Genomic DNA, 20,228 nt, shown 5'->3' on the forward strand with positions numbered 1-20,228 from the left:
GACGAGCACCGTCGAGCCTGCCCCCCTCTCCCCCGCCGGCGTACCCGGGATCACCGACAGCGAGCAGGACCCGCTCCTCGAGCTGCCCGAGGAGGGGCCAGGACCCGCGGACATCCCCGTGGTCGTCGACAGTGGCGACGCAGGCACCGGTACGACGCCCGGTGAGGGCGGCGGAGACGGCGAGAAGGCCGGCGGCAACGGGTCGGGAGCGCAGAACGCGAACGGCGGAAACGGGAACGCCGGCTCTTCGGGCGGCCCCGTCGGCGGCAACGACGGCGGCGAGAGCACCGGCGACGACGGCACGACCGGCAACGGCACGCCCACGAACGGCACCGGCGGCGGCAACGGCGGCACCACCGGCAACGACGGCACGACCGGCAACGGCACGCCCACGAACGGCACCGGCACCGGCAACGGCGGGAACACCGGCAACGGCGGCACGGGCAACGGCAACGGCAACGGCAGCGGCAACGGCGGCACGACCGGCAACGGCACGCCTTCCGGCGGTAGCGGCAAGGTCGAGGGCAAGGCGAACGGCAGCGGCACAGCGAACGTGTACGGAGCCTCCGTCCCCCTCAGCTCTGCGGCGAACGCCGATGCGGATGCGAACTCCCGCACCAGCGACCGGACGCCATCGCGTGCCACGCAGGACAGCCGCGGCATCCCTCCCTTCGCGTTCGCATCGCTCCCTCCCGCATCATCGACGACCGCAGCGGGTGCCGGTGTGCCGCGCCACTCTGCGGCAGCGGACACCGCGCCGGCCGCCGCGGCACCGGTTGCGCCGGCTGCCGCGGCCACCGCCGGCCCCGCGCGTGCGGAGCCGCCCGTGGCCCCTGTGCTCCCGGTTCCGGAGGCCGCAGCCGACTGACCTCCCGTCGTAGACTGGAGGCCATGTCCGACACGCCCCACGTCACGCCCGTCCCGCCTGCCGAACCGGCGCCGGGAACCCGGGCGCCGCTCTCGGCGGTCGACCTGGTCGCATTCGTCTGCGAGATCTTCGCCTTCGGCACGCTGGCGCTGTGGGGCTTCGCGATGTGGCCCTTCCCGTGGAACATCGTGGCCGGCATCGCCGCCCCGGCCGCCGCGATCGTGCTGTGGGCGCTGTTCGTCTCGCCCCGCGCGGTGTTCGCGGTGCACCCGTTCGTGCGCGCGATCGTCGAACTCCTCGTCTACGCGTCGGCGACGATCGCCTGGTGGTCGATGGGCAACGCCTGGATCGGGCTCGCGTTCGGGGTCGTCGCCGTCGCGGCGGGCCTCATCGCCGGCCGCCGGCGCCTGTCGTGACTCCGGGCAACGACGCGCTCGCCCTGCTGCGCGCCGAACTCGGCGACCGCGTCGACACGTCGCCGGAGTCCCTCGCCGCCGCACGGGCCGACAAGTCGGGGCACGCGGCATCCGGCCAGCCCATCGCCGTCGTCCATGCCCGTGACGTGGCAGACGTGCAGCACACCCTTCGCATCGCGAGCAGCACCGGCACCCCCGTCGTCACCCGCGGAGCGGGCACCGGACTCGCCGGCGGCGCCAACGCCGGGCACGGCGAGATCGCCCTCTCGGTGCGCGCGATGGATCGCATCCTCGAGGTGCGCCCCGACGACCTCCTCGCCGTGGTCGAGCCCGGCATCCTCAACGCCGAGCTGAACGCCGCCCTCGAGCCCTACGGCCTCTGGTGGGCGCCGGACCCCGCGAGCCGCGCCATCTCGACGGTCGGCGGCAACATCGCCACCGGCGCCGGAGGTCTGCTCTGCGCGAAGTACGGGGTCGTGCGCGACGCCGTCCTCGGCGTCGATGTGGTGCTGGCCGACGGTCGCCTGCTGCACCTCGGGCACCGCACGGTCAAGGGCGTGACGGGTCTCGACCTGACGTCGCTGATCATCGGCTCCGAAGGGACGCTCGGCGTCGTCGTCGGCGCCACGCTGAAGCTGCGCAGACTCGTGCCCGGCGACGTGTGCACGATCGCCGCCACCTTCCCCGATGTGCGGACGGCGGCCGAGGCATCCGCTGCCGTCACCGCCGCCGGTGCGCAGCCCGCGATCATGGAGCTGATGGATGCCGCGTCCCTCGCGGCCGTGCACAGCCTGCTGTCGCTGCCCGCGCCCACACCGGGCGCCGCGCAGCTCACGATCCAGGCCGACGGGTCGGCGGCGGTCGCAGAAGCCGAGGCGATCGCCACGGTGCTCCGCGCGGCCGGCGGGAACGTGGCCGTCTCCCACGACCGCGCGGAAGGCGAGCGACTGCTCGCGATCCGCCGCGCGATGCACCCGGCCATGGAGTCGCTCGGCACGGCGCTCATCGAAGACGTCTCGGTGCCGCGCAGCGCCCTTCCGGCGATGTTCGACGAGATCGCGCGTGTCGAGCGCGAGCACGGGATCGTCATCCCGACCGTGGCCCACGCAGGTGACGGCAACCTGCACCCCAACTTCATCTTCGCGGGCGAGCCCGACGAGTTCGGCGTGATCGAGGCTCCCGGGCACATCTGGGCGGCCGCCGACGACCTCTTCCGCGCCGCCCTCCGCCTGGGCGGCACGCTGACCGGCGAGCACGGCGTGGGCGTGCTGAAGCGCCGGTGGCTCGCCGACGAGCTCGGTGAGGATCAGTGGGAGCTGCAGCGGCAGATCACCCGCGTCTTCGATCCGCAGGGCATCCTCAACCCCGGCAAGGTCTTCGCGCCTTGAGCCCGCCGCACGGCGACGGCGGTCAGCCCGCAGGCGGATAGATCTGCACGGGGTCGCCGGACAGCGTCGCGCGACGCTGCGCGAGGACGATGGCCAGGATGCCGAGGGTCACCGGCGCCGCGAACGACGCGAGCTGTCCGAGACCGAAGAGCAGGATCAGCGCGTCGGCCTCGGTCCTGCTCTGGTCGATCCCCATCGCGATCCCCATCACCTGGGCGAGGACCTGCGGCACGACGACCGCGGCGAGCGCCCACGCGGGTGCCCAGCGCACGCGTCCGGTCACGACGCCGGCGCGCGCGATCTGCACGACCAGCACGATCGCCGCCGCGACCTTCACGGTCAGCGAGACGTAGCCCCAGACCTGATAGAACTCCGTCGTGCCCTCATCGAAGGGCATCGCCCAGGTCTGCACCCGCTCCGCGAATGGCCACAGCGCCAGGATGAACGCCGCCGTCACACCCAGCGGGCGTCGTGCCACGATGCTGCCGCCCCGCCCCGCGCCGACCCCGAAGACCAGCACGGCGGCCGAGAACGCGGCGGTGGCGCCCCAGTAGAGGATCGAGTGGAACGGGAGGCTCGCCCCGAACGCCTGCGGCGCCGCGAACGCGGCGACGGCGCTCACGATGAGGAGCACACCGCCGACCATGAGGGTGCGTCGCACCCCGTCCGGACGCGCAGCCGCCGACTTCGGGCGCGCGGGGGCAACCGGCGACGCACCGCCGCCGGAGACCTGTGGAGCGGGTGGGGGCACCGTCACGCCGTCGGCGGCATCCGTCATGGCGTCAGCATAGAGCTCAGATGCCCTGCCAGTCCGGCTTGTTGTCGTACGCGTAGCGGTAGTAGTCGGCCCGTGTGAGCTGCGAGGCTGCCGCTTCGTCGACCACCACGGTCGCGCGCGGGTGCAGCTGGATCGCCGAGCCGGGAAGCGACGCCGACAGCGGCCCCTCGACCGCGCCTGCGACGGCCGCCGCCTTGCCCTCGCCGAACGCCAGCAGCACGAGGTGCCGTGCCCGGAGGATGGTGCCGAGGCCCTGCGTGATGCAGTGCATCGGGACATCCTCGATCCTGTCGAAGAAGCGCGCGTTGTCACGGCGGGTCTGCTCGGTCAGCGTCTTCACCCGCGTGTGCGACGCGAACGACGATCCGGGCTCGTTGAAGCCGATGTGACCGTCGGTCCCGATGCCGAGGATCTGCAGATCGATGCCGCCCGCCGCGCGAATGGCCTCCTCGTACTCCTCGCCGTGGTGCTCGATGCCCTCGGGGGTGCCGTCCGGCGTGCGGATCCGCGACGGGTCCAGTCCGAGGGGCTCGACGACCTCCCGCGTGATGACCGAGCGGTAGCTCTCGGGATGGGCCGGATCGATGCCGACGTACTCGTCGAGCGCGAACCCGCGTACCCGCGACACGTCGACGCCGTCGAGGCGCGAACGCAGCGCCTCGTAGACGGGCAGCGGCGTGGAGCCGGTGGCAAGACCCAGGACGGTCTCGGGGTTCGCGCGGAGCAGGCCGGCGATGTGGTCGGCGACGAGCGCTCCGGCAGCCGCCTTGTCGGGGACGATGACGATCTCAGCCATGAGACTTCTCAACCATGAACCAGGGCCTCCTCGGCGTCGTGTGTGGCGTCGCCCTCGGCCCCCACCAGTGCCGCGCCGAGCGCAGCAGCCGGGGAGCCCGGCGGCAGCAGTTCTACCCGGTCGGTGAGGTGCAGCGAGCGCATGAACGGGGATGCCTCGGCGCTGGCCGACAGTTCGGCTGCGACATCCGTCATCAGTCGTTCGCCCAAAGCCGTCACACCCCCTCCGAGCACCACGATATCGACGTCAGCGGTGAGCACCAGTACCCGCACTGCGGCGGCGACGCCGCGGGCGAGACCCGTTCGCAGCTGCCGGGCCGAAGGATCACCCTGGTCAGCCGCGTCGAACACGTCGCGCACCGGCAGCGCGGAGCGCTGCGCCCACCGTTCGGCGATCGCGCCACCGCCGGCGAACGCCTCGATGCAGCCCCGCTGACCGCACCGGCACAGCGGGCCGTTCGGGTCGACCGAGATGTGGCCCACCTCGCCGGCGGTGCCGCGCGCGCCGCGCCACAGGACGCCGTCCGACACGATGCCGGCCGCGATCCCGGTGCCGAGGTTGAGGTACGCCATCGAGCCGGGTGCCGGCGAGCCGTTGCGGCCATGGAGGGCGTGGGCGCCCAGGGCGGCCGCCTTGACGTCGTTCTCGACCTGCACCGGCAGTCCGAGCCGCGGCGTGACGCCGCGCAGCTGCGGGGTCACCGTGCGCGCGAGGTCGAGCTCGTCGACACCGAGATTCACCGCGTGCACGACCCGACCGGTGCCCGGCTCGATCTGGCCCGGGATGCCGACGCCCACCGACCGCACGGCGGAGAGGTCCACGCCGGCCTCGGTCCCGAGGGCACGCACGGCGTCCACGACCGTCTGGGTCACGGCATCCGGACCCCATCCCGTGGCCATGCGGATGCGCCCGGCGATCGCGCCGGCGTCGTCCACCGCGACGGCGTCGGTCTTGGTGCCGCCCACGTCCAGCCCGACCTTCATCGGCCGACCTCCCCACGGGAGGTCGCGTCGTCCTGCATGTGCATCAGCCCTTGACCGCCCCCGCGACGAGTCCGCTGGTCATGCGGCCCTGGACGATCACGAAGAAGATGATCACGGGGATCGCGACGATGGTCGAGGCGGCCATCACCTCGCCCCAGTCGATCGCGCGACTCGAGCTCTGCTGCACGAAGCCGCGCAGCCACAGCGGCAGCGTCTGGTTCTCGGCGTTCATGATCACCAGCGCGACCGTGAACTCGTTCCAGCACTGCAGGAAGGCGAAGACTCCGGATGCCACGAGCCCCGGTGCCAGCAGTGGCAGGGTGATCCGCATGAACGCCTGGGTGCGGCTGAGTCCGTCGACCATCGCCGCCTCCTCCAGCTCGGCCGGCACGCCGGTGACGAAGCCGCGGAGCATCCACACCGTGAACGGCACGACGGCCGCGATGTAGAGAAGGCTCAGGCCGAACACGTTGGACAGCAGCCCCAGTTCGCTCATCATCTTGTACTGCGCGATGAACAGACCCTCGGCGGGCAGCATCTGGATGATCAGGATCGCGAGCACGAACGTGGTGCGCCCGCGGAAGCGGAACCGGCTGATCGCGACCGACGCGAGGAAGGCGAACAGCAGGCAGAAGAACACGGCGATGAGTGTGACGGCGACGCTGATGCCGAGCGCGCCGAAGAACGAGCCATCGATCACGCCGCGGAAGTTGGCGAACGAGCCGCCGAACGGGAGGAACGTGGGGGTGAACGACTCGAGGGTCGCCGACGAGAGCATCGACGAGTTGACCATCCAGTAGACCGGGAACACCCAGATCAGTGCGACGAGGATCGCCAGGATGCTCCAGCCCCAGGTCGCCGCCGAGCCCCGGCGCCGGCGCTTCGGCGCGTTGGCGGAGCCCGTGGACGGTGCCGAACGGGTCGGCGCCGGTGTGGGCGCGAGTTGTGCGGACGCGGACATCAGGCCTGGTCCTCCTTCAGGAGACTGCGGATGTAGAACCAGCTGAGGACGATCGTGAGCGCGAGCACGAAGATCGCCATCGCCGCCCCCTGCCCGAAGTTGAGGCCGGCGACGCCCATCTTGTAGATGTACGTGCCGAGCAGGTCGTAGTCGCTGGAGTTGGAGCCGGCGTCCTGGAGCATCGTGATCTGCGTGAACACGCGCAGATCCCAGATCAGGTTGAGCAGCAGCACGATCATGATGACCGGGCGGATGATCGGCAGGACGATGAACCGCAGCCGCTGCCAGCCGGTCGCGCCGTCGAGCTGGCTGGCCTCGACCATCTCGGTCGAGACCTGGGTCAGGCCGGCGTAGGAGGAGAACGCGACGAAGGGCACCGACATCCACGTCACGATGATCGAGGCGACGATGAAGAAGACGAAGGGTTCGCCGCCGATCCAGTTGAACTGGTTCATGTCGACGCCCGGGATGAGATCGAGCAGGTAGTTGACGACGCCGCGACGGCGGTCGAACAGCCAGATCCACACCGTCATCGCTGCGACGACGGGCATGGCCCAGGCGAGCAGCAGGGCGATCTGCAGGGTGATGCGCACGCCCGAGGGCACGCGGGTCATGAGCAGGGCGAGCGCCATGCCGATGACGACCGTGATCAGCGCCGTGACGAGGCAGAAGATCACCGAGCGGATCGCGACCTCCCAGAACGTGGGGCTCGTGGCGACGGCGATGTAATTGTCGAGGCCGACGAAGTCGGGGGCCTTGCCGCCGAGCTGCTGGAGCGCGCCGTACTTCTGGAAGGACGTGATGATCTGCCAGACGACGGGATAGCCCATGCCGAACAGCAGGATGGCGATCGCGGGGATCAGCAGGAACAGGGGAACGGGGATGCGGCGCCGGGCGCCGACGGATTCGTCGGAGCTGACGTCGCGACCGGCGCGGAGCTTGCCTTTCGGCTTCAGCGTGGTGGGGGCAGGAACAGCCATGCCCGCCTCCTTCAGGGGGTCTCGCAGGGGACCGGGGTCGCGGACGCGAGTCCGCGACCCCGGGATTGCTGAAAAGTCTCAGCCGTTGATGATGGCGTCGATCTTCTCGTCGTACTCCGCCGCGAGCGCGGGGATGTCGCCACCCGACGCGACCTTGCCGAAGAACTCCTCGAGGATCTTCTGGCCCTCGACCGCAGCCCAGCCCGGCGCCGCCGGAGTGAGCTTCGAGTTCAGGGCCGAATCGATGAGCGCCGTGGCGAAGATGTCATCGCCGAGCGAGTCGACGAACTTGGTGTTCGCCGGGCCGAGGCCGTTCTCACCGAGCATCTGCTGGTACTCGTCCGAGAAGATGATGCGCAGCAGCTCCTTGGCGCCCGCCTGCTTCTCGCTCTTGGCCGAGATGCCGACGTTCGAGCCGCCGGCGAAGACGGGAGCCGCCTCGCCCGCGGTCGTGCCGGGGAGCGGGAACACGCCGAACGTGTCGTCGTTCCACTCGCGCACCTCAGACACCGTGCCGTCGTCAGCAGTCTTCTCCTCGACGAAGTCGCCGATCGACCAGTGCGCCCAGCCGGGTGCGATGATCGTGGCGGCCGTCGGCGGGTTGCCCGTCTTGTCGTTGTTGATGTTGACCCACGGGGTGCTGTCATCCTCGGTCGCGGGAGCGTTCGAGGCGTTCTGGAACAGGTCCTGGAACTGCTCGAGACCGGTGATGGTCTTCTCGTCGCTCAGCGTCGAGACCCACTTGTCGCCGTCCTTCTTCGCGAGCTCGCCACCGTTCGCGAAGATCCACGAGACGCCGTTGCGCCAGTCCTCGCCGCCGATGTAGAAGCCCGACTGGTCGGCGGTGCGCAGGGTCTTGACGTCCTCGTTGAACTCTTCGAGCGTCGTGGGGACCTCGAGGCCCGCGGCCTCCCAGATGTCCTTGCGGTACGTGATGTACCGCGAGCCGAAGTAGTACGGCAGCGCGTACTGCGCGCCGTCGACCGTGCCGACGTCGACGAACGACTGGAGCAGGTCGTCGCCGCCCAGGTCGTCGTAGATGCCGCTCAGGTCGCTGAACGCGCCCGAGGTGGTGAACGTCGGCGACCAGGTGTTGCCGATCTCGGTCACGTCAGGCGTGTTCTTGGAGTCGGGCAGCTGGTTCGCGAGCTTCGTGAGCGCGTCGCCCCACGTCTGCTCCTCGATCGTGAGCGTGCCGCCGGTGGCGTCCTTGTACTCGTCCTTCAGGTACTCGCGCAGCTCATCGGGGGTGTCTCCGCCCATGACCCAGAACGTGATGTTCTGGTCCTTGGCGCCTTCGGGGTCGAACCCCGAGGCGTCATCCGATCCACCGGGGGTGGTCCCACCGGCGCAGCCGGCGAGCACCAGTGCCGAGGCGCCGATGAGCGCCACGGCTCCGAGCGTCTTCTTCATGGTGTCTTCCTTCGTGTGTTCTCTTGGTGTTCGGGTGGGCCGGGTGACCCATCCGGGGAAACCGGGGTACCGGGAAACGACCCGGCTTCTGCGACCAGTGGCTCCGCGCGGAACCTCCGGAGCGATGGCGCTGCGTCAGGACACCCCGAGTTGTCCTGACAGGACCATGACGGCCGCGCCGCGCAGGACGATGTCCTGGCCTTGCTCCGTCATCCGCACTCGCACGCCCTCGTCGACGGACGGCGCGAGCGTGCGTGCGCGGAGTGTCTCGACGGTCTGGTCCGCGAGGGAGCCGCCGAGAAGTTCAGGGGGACCGGACAGCACGATCTCCGAGACGTCGAGCGCGCCCACCACCGGTGCGAGCGCGATGCCGAGCCGCTCCCCCGCATCCCGCAGGATCCCTTCGCGGGTTTCGGGATCGGATGCCGCGGCCAGCCGCGACGACAGCGAGGGGACGGACAGCCACGCTTCGAGGCATCCCACCTTGCCGCACGCGCATTGCGGGCCGCCGTCGGTGCCGACCGTGACGTGGCCGATCTCGCCCGCGGCGAACCGGCTGCCGCGCATGGGCTGACCTGCCAGCAGAAGGCCGGAGCCGACGCCACGCCCGACCTTGACCAGCAGCACGTCGTCCGGAGCGCCGCCGAAGGTGTATTCCGCCAGCACGGCGGCATTCGCGTCGTTCGCGACCAGCACGGGAAGACCGAGCGCGCTGCGCAGCGCGCCCTCGAGGTCGAAGCCGGCCCATCCGAAGTTCGGTGCCGTGAGGATGACACCGTGGTCGTCGACGACACCGGGCGTGCCGACGCCGATGCCGAGCACGGGTGCATGGGACTCGGCGACCAGTCCACGAGCCAGTTCCACCACGGTCGAGACGACGTCCTCATCGGCGGGGAGCGCGACTTCGCGGCGGACGACGATGCTGCCGTCCAGCGTCAGCACCGCTCCGATGAAGGTGTCGCTCCCCGACAGGTCGAGGCCGACGATGCGGTGTCCGGCGTGGTCGAGGTCGACCAGGATCGCGGGCTTTCCGGGGCCGGACGCCTCGCGCACGCCCATCTCGGTGACGAAGCCGTCGGCGATGAGCTCGGCGACCAGATCCGAGATCGTGACCCGGGTGAGACCGGTCTCGCGCGAGAGGTCGGCCCGGCTCATGGCCCCCTGGTGGAACAGGGTCTGGAGCACGAGCGCGCGATTGTGACCGCGCGCGTGCTCCGGCAGTACCTTGGTTCCCTGACGCAGAGTGCGCCCCGGAGTGAAAGCGCGGGCATTCGCGGTGTGCGGCTCGGCGAGGGAAGGGCCGCGGTGCGCTTCCGTGGGTGACATGTTTGTTAGTACACCTTACGAACTCGGATTGCGCAAGCCCGCAACCCCTATTTGCGCGGATGCTTTACAAAACCGTGATGTACCGGACACAAGCGGTCGCGGCGGGCCCCATCGGTTTCCGCCTGTGACCGGCGATTCATCCGTGATGAGGCCGTGACCACTCCTGACCTTCGCGTCCCTTACCATAAGGGGAAGCGTTGATCACAGTCGGGGGTGTGGCGTGACAGATCTGGCGACCCAGCCGCATGCCGGAAAGCCGTCTGAGGACGACGCCGTGGGGGGCGAGCAGGACGTCGACAGCGCGGCAACGGCTACGGCCGATTCCGAGCCGTCGTCTGCCATGGATGAGAAGGATGCCGTGACTCATACGGATGCCGTGACGGACGAGTCCGTCGCGCCCGCTGCCGGGGACGAGGTCCTCGACGACCGCGAGACGGACAGCGCCCAGACGCAGGCGACGGACGCCGTCGCCGAGGCCGCGGACCAGGACGCCCCCGGGACCGAAGCGGCTGAAGCCGACGAACCTGAGTCCGAAGCGGAGTCGGCGGACGCCGAGCCTGCTGCGACCGAGAACGACGCCGACGCGACCGACGCCGACGCGACCGACGCCGACTCGACCGACGCCGACGCGACCGACGCCGACGCGGAGACAGACGCTGTGGCCGACGTCGAGGCAGAGGCTGTGGCCGGCGTCGAGCCTGCGGCCGAGGCCGACGTCGAGGCGCATGATGAGGCCGAGTCCGAAGCAGAGATCTCCGGGGCGGACGCCGACGCAACCGAAGACGCCGACGTCACGGAAGACGTCGACGCAACCGAAGACGCCGACGTCGCGGAAGACGTCGAACCCGCGGAGGATGCGGAAGTCGAACAGCACGCCGCGACCGAGGAAGACGCAGCGCCGGAGCTCGAACCCGATCTCGCCGACGCGGACGCAGACGTCGCATCGCCCGAGGCCGAAGGCGAGCCCGAGGCCGAAGCCGAAGCCGAGCCCGCGCCCGCGCCCACTGCCGCGACGGAGGACGAGCCGGAAGACGGGAGCAACCTCGCACCCGCGCCCGTCGACGAGGCCGAAGCCGACTCCGGGACCGCTGTCGACTCCGGCGCCGACCTGAAGACCGTCGCGGTCGCCACCGCTGTGCTGGCCCCTGCCGTCGCGACGCCCTCCCCCGCCGCCACGACCGCCGGCACGACCACCGAGCCCCAGGCCGATGGCTCGGTGTACGCATGGGCACCAGCAGAACCCCAGCCCAAGAAGAAGCGCACGGCGCTGTGGATCGGCGTCGCCGCAGGCGTCACGGTCGTCGGCCTCGTGGTCACGTCGCTGCTGCTGATCGCGCCCGGCACTGCGGTCGCCGGCGTGCCTGTCGGCTGGATGACCCCCGGTGCTGCCGCCGAGGCCATCGAGCAGCGCCTCGCCGAGACCACGGTCGTGCTGACCGGCACGGGTGAGGACGCTGAGATCACCGGCGCGGAGCTCGGAGCCGAGGTGGACGCCCAGGCTTTGGCAGACGCCGCTTTCGCCGAGCATCCGATGTGGAACCCGACGGCGTGGTTCGCCGCGAACGATGCCGAGGTCGAACTCGACGCGTCGACCGCGACCGCTGCTCTGCGCGACGCCGCCCCCCAGCTGTACACCGAACCGGCCGACGCGAGTCTCGCATTCGACGCCGCCACCGCGTCCTACGTCGCCACGCCCGCCGTCGCAGGTGCCGGCGTCGACGTCGCGACGGTTCAGGCGGCGATCCAGGCCGCCTTCACGTCAGGTCAGACGCGCGTTCAGGTGGAGCCTGTTCCCGCCGAGATCCCGGCGGCCATCTCGAGCGAGACCGCCGACGCCACGGTCGCGCAGCTCAACGGCATGCTCGACACGGTCGGCTTCTACGTCGGCGACGAGCGCACGGTGCCGGTCGACCGGGCGGTCGCGGCATCCTGGCTCTCCATCGCGCCGCAGGGCGACCAGTTCGAGATCACGGCCGACCCCTCCGCCATCCAGCCGGTCGTCGACACGCTCGCGGCAGCGGTGGACCGCGCACCCGAGAACGCCATCGTCATCACCGACACCGGCGGCAAGGTGCTCCAGACCATCGCGGCCGGCCAGTCCGGGCGTCAGCTCGAAGACGCCAGCGGCATCGCGGCCGACTTCGCGGGTCAGCTCGCCGCCGGCGACGCCGTCTTCAAACTGCCGGTGGCCGAGGTGCCGGTGAGCACGACCACGCTGGCGCGCAACATCGTCGTCGATCTCAGCGAGCAGCGCACCTACATCTACGAGAACGGGCAGCTGGTCAACAGCTTCCTCATCTCGTCGGGCGCGGCAGCGACCCCGACCCACACCGGGAACTTCCGCATCAACTCGCACATCCGCGAGCAGGACATGGGCGCTCTCTGCTACAACCCGAACGCCGTCAACAGCTATTGCACCAAGGACGTCCCCTGGGTGATGTACTTCAACGGCGACCAGGGTTTCCACGGCACGTACTGGCACAACAACTTCGGCAACCGGATGAGCCACGGCTGCGTCAACCTGCCCCTCGGCACGGCGGAGTCGCTCTACTCGTGGGCGCCGAACGGCACCGAGGTGCGCGTGCAGTCGTGACGCGCCGCGTTCGAACCGCATGAGAAGAGCGGATGTCCCGGGCCGGGGCATCCGCTCTTCTCATGTCGTGCGGGTCAGAGACCGTCGATCACCGCGTTGAACGTGGCGGACGGACGCATCACGCCGGTCACGAGCTCGGCATCCGGGCGGTAATAGCCGCCGATGTCGACGGGTGCGCCCTGCACCGCGACGAGCTCCTGCACGATCTGCTCCTCGGCCCCGGCCAGCGCCTCGGCCACGGGGGCGAACGTCGCCGCGAGCTCCGGGTCGGCCTGCTGCTTCGCCAGCTCCTGGGCCCAATACAGGGTCAGGTAGAAGTGGCTGCCGCGGTTGTCGATCGTGCCGAGCGCACGCCCCGGCGACTTGTCGTTCTCGAGGAACGTGCCGGTCGCGGCATCCAGCGTGTCGGCCAGCACCTGCGCCTTGACGTTGCCGGTGTAGTCCGCGAGGTGCTCGAGCGAGGCAGCGAGCGCGAAGAACTCGCCGAGCGAGTCCCAGCGCAGGTAGTTCTCGGACACCAGCTGCTGCACGTGCTTCGGCGCCGATCCCCCCGCGCCGGTCTCGAACAGTCCGCCGCCGGAGAGCAGGGGGACGATCGACAGCATCTTGGCGCTCGTACCCACCTCGAGGATCGGGAAGAGGTCGGTGTTGTAGTCGCGCAGCACGTTGCCGGTGACCGAGATCGTGTCCTCACCCTTGCGCAGGCGGTCGAGCGAGTACTGCGTCGCCGCGGCCGGGGCGAGGATCTCGATCGTCAGGCCCTCGGTGTCGTGGTCGGCGAGGTAGGTCTTCACCTTGGCGATGAGCTCGGCATCATGCGCGCGCGTCTCGTCGAGCCAGAACACCGCCGGCGCGCCGCTCGCGCGGGCGCGAGTGACGGCGAGCTTCACCCAGTCGCGGATGGCGACGTCCTTGGTCTGCGTGGCGCGCCAGATGTCACCGGGCTGCACGTCGTGCTCGAGCAGCACATCGCCGGCGGCGTTGCGCACCTGCACGACGCCGGGGGCGGCGATCTCGAACGTCTTGTCGTGGCTGCCGTACTCCTCGGCCGCCTGGGCCATGAGGCCGACGTTCGGCACCGAGCCGATCGTGGCGGGGTCCAGCGGACCGTGTGCGTTGACGTCGTCGATGACCGTCTGGAAGACGCCGGCGTACGACGAGTCCGGGATGACGGCGAGAGTGTCGTCCTCGCCGCCGTCGACGCCCCAGAGCTTGCCGCCGTTGCGGATGAGCGCCGGCATCGAGGCATCCACGATCACGTCGGAGGGGACGTGCAGGTTCGTGAGGCCCTTGTCGGAGTTCGTGTACGAGAGGCGGGGCCCGCGCTCGAGGTCGGCCGTGATGGCCGCGGCGATCTCTTGGCCGCCCTCGACCGACGGAAGGCCGGCGAGGATCGCGCCGAGGCCGTCGTTGGGGGTCAGACCCGCCTCGGCGATCTTGTCGCCGTACTTCTCGAACACATCCGCGAAGTACGCCTTGACGACGTGGCCGAAGATGATCGGGTCGCTGACCTTCATCATGGTGGCCTTCAGGTGCACCGAGTAGAGCACGTCGTCTGCCGCGGCATCCTTCAGCGTCTGCGCCAGGAAGGCGTCGAGCTCGGCGGCCGAGAGGAAGGTCGCGTCGATGATCTCGCCAGGCAGCACCTTCAGCCCGGTCTTGAGCTCGGTGACCGTGCCGTCGGCGGCCACGTGCTGGATGGTGAGCACATCGTCGCCGGCGGAGACGAAGGACTTCTCGTTCGAGCGGAAGTCGTCGTGCCCCATGGTGGCGACGCGGGTTTTGGAACCCTGCGGGAACGGCTTGTTGCGGTGCGGGTGCTTGCGCGCGTAGTTCTTCACCGAGAGCGGCGCGCGGCGGTCGCTGTTGCCCTCGCGGAGCACGGGATTGACCGCGGAGCCCTTGATCCGGTCGTACCGCGCACGGACGTCCTTGTCTTCGACGGTCTGGGCATCGTCCGGATAGTCCGGGATGTCGTAGCCCTGCGACTGCAGCTCGGCGATCGCGGCCTTCAGCTGGGGGATCGATGCCGAGATGTTCGGCAGCTTGATGATGTTGGCCTCCGGCAGCGTGGCCAGCCCGCCGAGCTCGGCCAGCGCGTCGCCGACCTGCTGCTCGGGCGTCAGCTTCTGCGGGAACGCCGCGAGGATGCGGCCGGCGAGCGAGATGTCGCGCGTCTCGACGTGCACCCCCGCCTGGCGGGTGACGGCCTGCACGATCGGCAGGAATGATGCGGTCGCGAGGGCCGGTGCCTCGTCGGTATAGGTGTAGATGATGGTCGAATCGGTCACCAGTCACGTCCTTCTCACGGGTCGGCCATCAGCCTATCGCAAGCCCTCGATATATCTCGACGTCGAGAGATCTCCACCCGCCCCGGGGCCGTGTTTCCGGGGTTCCGGCGCTGCGGCGCACTCGGGGGCCGTGCGGACGTCCGCGTATGAACACCGTGTTAATCCGCGACCCGCACGATGCCGGATGTCGTCATCCGGGCTAGCCTGGGCCCATGGGTGATCTGCGACTCGTCGAACTCTCCGCCGCGACCATCGTGGCGGTCAACAATATGTCGCTGAAACCCGGCCAGGAGGAGTACCTCTCCCCCGTCAGCTACGGCATCGCCGCCACCGTCGTGAACCCGCAGACGACGTGGCAGCGCGTCGTGCTGGACGGCGAGGAGGTCGTCGGCTTCGTGAGCGGCAACTTCGACCCCGACGACCCGGTGGAGCACTTCCGCTCGGTGCTGTGGCGCATCAATGTCGACGCCGACGACCAGGGCCGCGGCGTCGGCCGCTTCGCCGTGAAGGGGCTCATCGAAGAGGCCCGCAACCGCGGCATGGACCACGTCTGCGTCATCTATGAGGCCGGCGAGGGAGGTCCGCAGCAATTCTTCGAGCGCGTGGGCTTCACACCGGTCGGCGAGACCGAGTACGGTGAGGTCATCGCAGAGATTCGTCTCTGACGTACAGCCGCCCGATCACCCGAGCACTTTCCCCACATTGCGCCCGCCGGGCGCTCAGAGACCGGCGGCGGGGCCTCGAATACCCCTCCCCCATCGAGGCCTCGTCGCCTTCTCGGGCAGCGTCGAAACGCTTGCACGCGAGCCGCTAGGGTAGGCCCGTGCCGAGATTCGACCTGTCCCCCGCCGAGCTCGCGGACTATGCTCCCGAGGTTCGCGAACCCGCCGATTTCGACGACTTCTGGAACACCACGATCGCGGCGTCGCGACAGTGGGATGCCGCGCCCGCGGTCACGCGCCACGAGACGCCGTACACGCTGGTCGACATCTTCGACGTGACGTTCCCCGGCTTCGGCGGCGACCCGGTCAAGGCGTGGCTCACCCTGCCCGCCGGTGCGACCGGGCCCCTTCCGGCCGTCGTCGAGTACCAGGGCTACGGCGGTGGTCGTGGCCTTGCCGGCGAGCGCATCGGCTGGGCGGCCGCCGGCTACGCCCACCTCTTCATGGACACGCGCGGCCAGGGCTCGATGTGGGGCTCGGGCGGCGACACGCTCGATCCGCACGGCACCGGGCCGTCGTCCTCGGGCTTCATGACCCGCGGCATCGAGGACCCGACGACGTACTACTACCGTCGGGTCTTCACGGACGCGGTGCGCGCCATCGACGCCGTCCGCACACTCCCACAGATCGACGCCGACCGCGTGGCGGTCTGCGGCGCGAGCCAGGGCGGCGGCATCGCCATCGCCGCCGCGGGCCTCTCCGACGGCCTGGTGGCCGTCATGCCCGATGTGCCGTTCCTCTGCCACTTCGAGCGCGCCGTCGGCCTCACCGGCGACGACCCGTACCAGGAGGTCGTCCGGTATCTCGCCGTGCATCGCGGCGCCGACGAGCGCGTCTTCGAGACGCTCTCCTACTTCGACGGCGTCAACATGGCGAAGCGTGCGGATGCGGCAGCCCTCTACTCCGTCGCCCTCATGGACACCATCTGCCCGCCGTCCACGGTGTACGCGGCCTTCAACCGGCACGATCCGGCGACGCGGCAGATCGAGGTCTACACCCACAACGGCCACGAGGGCGGTCAGGCGTTCCAGTTCCCGAAGCAGGCCCGCTTCCTCGGCGCCCTCCTCTGACCCGTTCCGCTGCGGAATCGCCCTCGACGGCACCGCGAGGGTGTATGGGAGGTGAGGCGCCGACGCTCCTGCACTTAACCGCGTATAGTCTCGGACCGCCCCCTCCATACGGCACCGAAGGAGCCCCAGGTGCAGCGCATCACGATCGCAGACATCGCGCGCGAAGCCGGCGTGTCGACGGGCGCGGTCTCCTATGCCCTGAACGGGCGAGCGGGAGTCTCGGACGAGACCCGGCGCCGGATCCTGGAGATCGCCCGCAACCTGGGATGGGAGCCCAGCCAGGCGGCGCGGTCCTTGTCGGGTGCGGGCGCGGAGGCGATCGGCATGGTGCTGGCGCGATCGCCCGAGACACTCGGCTTCGAGTCATTCTTCATGCAGTTCATCGCGGGCATCGAGCAGGTGATCTCGCAACGCTCGTTCGCGCTGCTGCTGCAGGTCGTGCCCGACATCGAAGCCGAGATGCGCACCTACCGGCGATGGCGTGCCGCCGGCCGCGTGGACGGCGTGCTGGTCGTCGACGCACGGGAGAACGATCCGCGTCTCCCCCTGTTCACTGAGGACGACTCCCTCCCGGCAGTATTCGTCGGCAATCCCGAGTTCGCGACAGGGGTGACCTCGGTGTGGACCGATGACGCTGCGGCCGTGCAGGAGACGGTTCGTTATCTGACTGCGCTCGGCCATCGCAGGATCGGCCGCGTGTCGGGGAACGCATCGTTCGGTCACGTGCACATCCGAGACATCGCTTTCGCCGAAGAGGTCGCTGCGCGCGGGGGCCAGAGCGTGATCTCGCGTGCGGACTTCACGCCCGAGCAGGGCGCGGCCGCCACACGACGACTGCTGACCGCTCCTGAGCCGGTCACCGCGATCCTCTTCGACAACGACGTGATGGCACTCGCGGGGCTGAGCGCGACCCAGGAGCTCGGAGTCCGCGTGCCCCACGACGTATCCCTCGTCGCTTGGAACGGCTCCCCGCTGTGCGACGCGGCGTTCCCGCCTCTGACGACACTCAGCCACGATGTGACGGCCTTCGGCGCCCACGCAGCACGTCGCCTGCTTGATCGCATCGACGGCGCTGCGCCGGAGTCCTTCCCGGACACCGCCCCGGTGCTGCGCGTGCGCGGCTCGACGGGACCCTCGCCGGCAGGGCGCTGACCCTCCCGGCTGCATCCCCCAGGACTCGAGAGTTCGGCGACCTGCACTCCAGCAGACTTTGACGCGATGTGCTTAACCGATTAAGCTGGCTGCGACAAAGCCCCCTGCGGTCGGACTGCACAGTGCCCCCGACACGTCACCGATGACTGGAATGAGCATGGCCACGAACCCCGGAATGATCCACCTGCGCGCGGGAGGCGTGAGTCTTCTCCTCGCCACCGAAGGCGATCGCCTCCCCCGCGTCGTCTACTGGGGCGCGGACCTCGGGGAGGTCCCCGAGAGCGAACTCGAGGAGCTCGAGCGCACGACCACGACCCAGCCGTTCGGGCAGCCGACCGACGGCGGCATGTCGGTATCGCTCCTCCCGGAGGCCTCCGCCGGCTGGCCCGGAGTGCGTGGAATCGAGGGTCACCGCGGAGGCGGTACGCCCTCGACACGATTCGTCGTATCGGATGTCGAGGTGTCGGCGCGTGCGACTCCTTGGCGCCACGGCGTTGTCGTGGCGGCGCGGGACGCGGCGGCCGGACTGGACCTGCGCCTGGAGATCGAGCAGAGCGAGTCCGGACTGCTGCGCACACGCGCCGGGCTCATCTCTCATCCCGCCGCGTCAGCCGGTGCGACGGAGGCGGATACCGACGCCGCCCCTCAGGTCTACGATCTGCGAGGCGTGCTGCTGGCGCTGCCAGTTCCGGCGCGTGCGACAGAACTGCTCGACTTCACCGGGCACCAGCTGCGCGAACGTTCCCCCCAGCGTCTGCCGTTCGTCCATGGAACCCACGAGCGAACCGGACACCGGGGGCGTCCCGGATTCGACACGGCGTACCTGCTCTGCGCCGGCGAAGCCGGCTTCGGTGCTGCCCGCGGTGAGGTCTGGGGCGTCCACGTCGCGTGGTCGGGCAATCAGCGCATGCTCGCGGAGCGCAACTACCACGGCATCTCGCTGCTCGGCGCCGGAGAGGCGCTCGAACCGGGCGAGGTGCGGTTGGAGCCCGGTCAGGCCTACGTGTCGCCCTGGACATACGGCACCTACGGCGACGGCCTCGATGCCGCGACGGCGCGCATCCACGAGTGGCTCCGCGCTCGTCCCCAGCACCCCCGATCGCCGCGGCCGGTCGTGGTCAACACGTGGGAGGCCGTCACCTTCGACCACTCCATGGACCGGTTGCTCGCACTCGCCGAGACGGCCGCCGAAGTCGGCGCCGAGCGGTTCGTCCTGGACGACGGGTGGTTCGGCGGACGCCGCACCGACACGGCCGGACTGGGTGACTGGGTCGTCTCCCCCGATGTATACCCGCAGGGCCTTTGGCCTCTCGTGAACCGCGTGCGCGACCTCGGGATGCAGTTCGGCCTGTGGGTCGAGCCAGAAATGGTCAACCCCGACTCCGACGTCGCTCGCGCCCACCCCGAGTGGATCCTCACGGCGGGCGGGGGCAGGATGCCGGCGGGTGCGCGCAACCAGCAGGTACTGAACCTCGCTGACCCGGGCGCGTACGCGCACGTCCTCGATCAGCTCACCGCCTTGCTCGACGAGTACCCGATCGCCTACCTCAAGTGGGACCACAACTGCGAACTCGGCGAGGGAGGGCTCGGCCCGTCGGGACGCGCGGCGGCCCGTACACAGACATTGGCCGCGTACCGCCTGATCGATACGCTCCGAGACCGCCACCCGGAGCTGGAGATCGAATCATGCGCCTCCGGCGGCGGCCGCATCGACCTCGAGATGCTCGATCGCACCGATCGCGTCTGGGCCTCGGACTCCACGGATGCGCATGAACGGGTGGACCTGCAGCGCTGGACCAACGTGCTGGTGCCGTTTGAGATGCTCGGTGCCCACATCTCGGCGCCGGTCGCTCCCACTTCGGGGCGCGCCCTCCCCCTGGACTTCCGTTGCGCAGTTGCGATGTTCGGCCACCTGGGGATCGAGTGGGACCTCACCGAGGCATCGGAGGCCGAACGGGCGAGGGTCGCGGAATGGGTCGACTACTACAAGGATCGCCGAGCGCTGCTCCACAGCGGGAGGTCGGTCCACGCCGACGTTCCCGACCCGGCGTACCGTCTTCACGGCGTCGTCGACGAGCGCAGCGGTGAAGCGCTCTTCGCCTGGACGTGCGTCGCATCGTCCACGGTGTGGCCGCCGCAGCCGATCCCCCTGCCCGGACTCGACCCCGACCGGCGCTATCGCCTGACCCTGGACGGCCCGATCACGTCAGCCGACGGCATCGCCACCCGTTGGGGCGCGCCGCTGGAGTGGCTCGAGTTCGGCGGGGCGGAACTGTCGGGTCGTGCGCTGACCCAAGTCGGGGTTGCGCTGCCCGAGCTGTTCGCCGATCGCGCCGTCCTTATCCGGGCTGTCCCCGTCGTCGACTGAACCGCATCAGTCTCGGATTTCCGGGCCTCACGTATTCGATGCGCAATCGTAACTTGACCGCTTAAGTAGCCTCAGACACACTGGGAAACCGGCGCCACAGGTGGCGCCTCACGACCGGGTCGG

The 20,228-nt window shown here is 69.9% G+C and carries 16 protein-coding genes; 8 read left to right on the forward strand and 8 right to left on the reverse strand.

The genetic code is table 11. The features are described from left to right. The 3 genes from ACI3KY_RS16620 to ACI3KY_RS16630 all read left to right on the forward strand — a co-directional run. Positions 1–868 (forward strand): hypothetical protein (locus tag ACI3KY_RS16620; protein WP_404931256.1); only part of this gene is annotated, 868 nt, incomplete at its 5' end. A 23-nt stretch (positions 869–891) separates the two neighbouring features. Further along, entirely contained in the window at positions 892–1,284 is a 393-nt protein-coding gene (locus tag ACI3KY_RS16625) for a YrdB family protein (RefSeq protein WP_404931257.1), read from the forward strand. Beyond that, complete coding sequence (locus tag ACI3KY_RS16630) at positions 1,281–2,672, forward strand: FAD-binding oxidoreductase (protein WP_404931258.1); 1,392 nt, start codon at positions 1,281–1,283, stop codon at positions 2,670–2,672. The genes ACI3KY_RS16625 and ACI3KY_RS16630 overlap by 4 nt, the downstream gene beginning before the upstream one ends. A 22-nt stretch (positions 2,673–2,694) precedes the next feature. Here ACI3KY_RS16630 and ACI3KY_RS16635 read toward each other — a convergent pair whose 3' ends face one another. The 7 genes from ACI3KY_RS16635 to ACI3KY_RS16665 all read right to left on the reverse strand — a co-directional run bounded on the left by ACI3KY_RS16635 (position 2,695) and on the right by ACI3KY_RS16665 (position 9,909). Beyond that, the gene (locus ACI3KY_RS16635) at positions 2,695–3,450 is read right to left on the reverse strand and encodes a hypothetical protein (RefSeq protein WP_404931259.1); all 756 of its coding nucleotides are present in this window, start codon (positions 3,448–3,450) and stop codon (positions 2,695–2,697) included. 16 nt (positions 3,451–3,466) lie between these two features. After that, positions 3,467–4,246: a glucosamine-6-phosphate deaminase gene (locus ACI3KY_RS16640; RefSeq protein WP_404931260.1), complete on the reverse strand. Its 780-nt coding sequence runs from the start codon at positions 4,244–4,246 to the stop codon at positions 3,467–3,469. Positions 4,247–4,254: 8 nt separating this feature from the next. Next, positions 4,255–5,229: an ROK family protein gene (locus ACI3KY_RS16645; RefSeq protein WP_404931261.1), complete on the reverse strand. Its 975-nt coding sequence runs from the start codon at positions 5,227–5,229 to the stop codon at positions 4,255–4,257. A gap of 43 nt (positions 5,230–5,272) precedes the next feature. Further along, a complete protein-coding gene (locus ACI3KY_RS16650) occupies positions 5,273–6,190 on the reverse strand; it encodes a carbohydrate ABC transporter permease (protein WP_404931262.1) in 918 nt (305 codons plus the stop codon). Beyond that, positions 6,190–7,170 (reverse strand): carbohydrate ABC transporter permease, encoded by a 981-nt coding sequence (locus ACI3KY_RS16655; protein ID WP_404931263.1) that lies wholly within the window; start codon positions 7,168–7,170, stop codon positions 6,190–6,192. The genes ACI3KY_RS16650 and ACI3KY_RS16655 overlap by 1 nt, the downstream gene beginning before the upstream one ends. 78 nt (positions 7,171–7,248) lie before the next feature. Then, positions 7,249–8,583 carry an extracellular solute-binding protein gene (locus ACI3KY_RS16660; RefSeq protein WP_404931264.1) on the reverse strand — a complete coding sequence of 445 codons (1,335 nt, stop codon included), beginning with the start codon at positions 8,581–8,583 and terminating at the stop codon, positions 7,249–7,251. A 135-nt stretch (positions 8,584–8,718) separates the two neighbouring features. Next, positions 8,719–9,909 carry an ROK family protein gene (locus ACI3KY_RS16665; RefSeq protein ID WP_404931265.1) on the reverse strand — a complete coding sequence of 397 codons (1,191 nt, stop codon included), beginning with the start codon at positions 9,907–9,909 and terminating at the stop codon, positions 8,719–8,721. Positions 9,910–10,129: 220 nt separating this feature from the next. On the opposite strand from ACI3KY_RS16665, the gene ACI3KY_RS16670 reads away from it, so the two are divergent. Further along, positions 10,130–12,502: a L,D-transpeptidase family protein gene (locus ACI3KY_RS16670; RefSeq protein ID WP_404931266.1), complete on the forward strand. Its 2,373-nt coding sequence runs from the start codon at positions 10,130–10,132 to the stop codon at positions 12,500–12,502. 74 nt (positions 12,503–12,576) lie between these two features. On the opposite strand, the gene ACI3KY_RS16675 is transcribed toward ACI3KY_RS16670, so the two are convergent. Further along, positions 12,577–14,793 (reverse strand): NADP-dependent isocitrate dehydrogenase, encoded by a 2,217-nt coding sequence (locus tag ACI3KY_RS16675; protein WP_404931267.1) that lies wholly within the window; start codon positions 14,791–14,793, stop codon positions 12,577–12,579. 212 nt (positions 14,794–15,005) lie between these two features. Between ACI3KY_RS16675 and ACI3KY_RS16680 the strand changes: the two genes are divergently transcribed. The 4 genes from ACI3KY_RS16680 to ACI3KY_RS16695 all read left to right on the forward strand — a co-directional run bounded on the left by ACI3KY_RS16680 (position 15,006) and on the right by ACI3KY_RS16695 (position 20,105). Next, positions 15,006–15,458, forward strand: a complete 453-nt coding sequence (locus ACI3KY_RS16680) for a GNAT family N-acetyltransferase (protein WP_194414262.1) — start codon at positions 15,006–15,008, stop codon at positions 15,456–15,458. 158 nt (positions 15,459–15,616) lie between these two features. Next, complete coding sequence (locus ACI3KY_RS16685) at positions 15,617–16,585, forward strand: acetylxylan esterase (protein WP_404931268.1); 969 nt, start codon at positions 15,617–15,619, stop codon at positions 16,583–16,585. Between the two features lie 129 nt (positions 16,586–16,714). Then, the gene (locus ACI3KY_RS16690) at positions 16,715–17,737 is read left to right on the forward strand and encodes a LacI family DNA-binding transcriptional regulator (protein WP_404931269.1); all 1,023 of its coding nucleotides are present in this window, start codon (positions 16,715–16,717) and stop codon (positions 17,735–17,737) included. 157 nt (positions 17,738–17,894) lie between these two features. After that, complete coding sequence (locus tag ACI3KY_RS16695) at positions 17,895–20,105, forward strand: alpha-galactosidase (RefSeq protein WP_404931270.1); 2,211 nt, start codon at positions 17,895–17,897, stop codon at positions 20,103–20,105. Positions 20,106–20,228 lie beyond the last annotated feature (123 nt).

Origin of the sequence: Microbacterium sp. ZW T2_14, assembly GCF_044987405.1 — a bacterium.
In the GTDB taxonomy this organism is placed as follows: Bacteria; Actinomycetota; Actinomycetes; order Actinomycetales; family Microbacteriaceae; genus Microbacterium.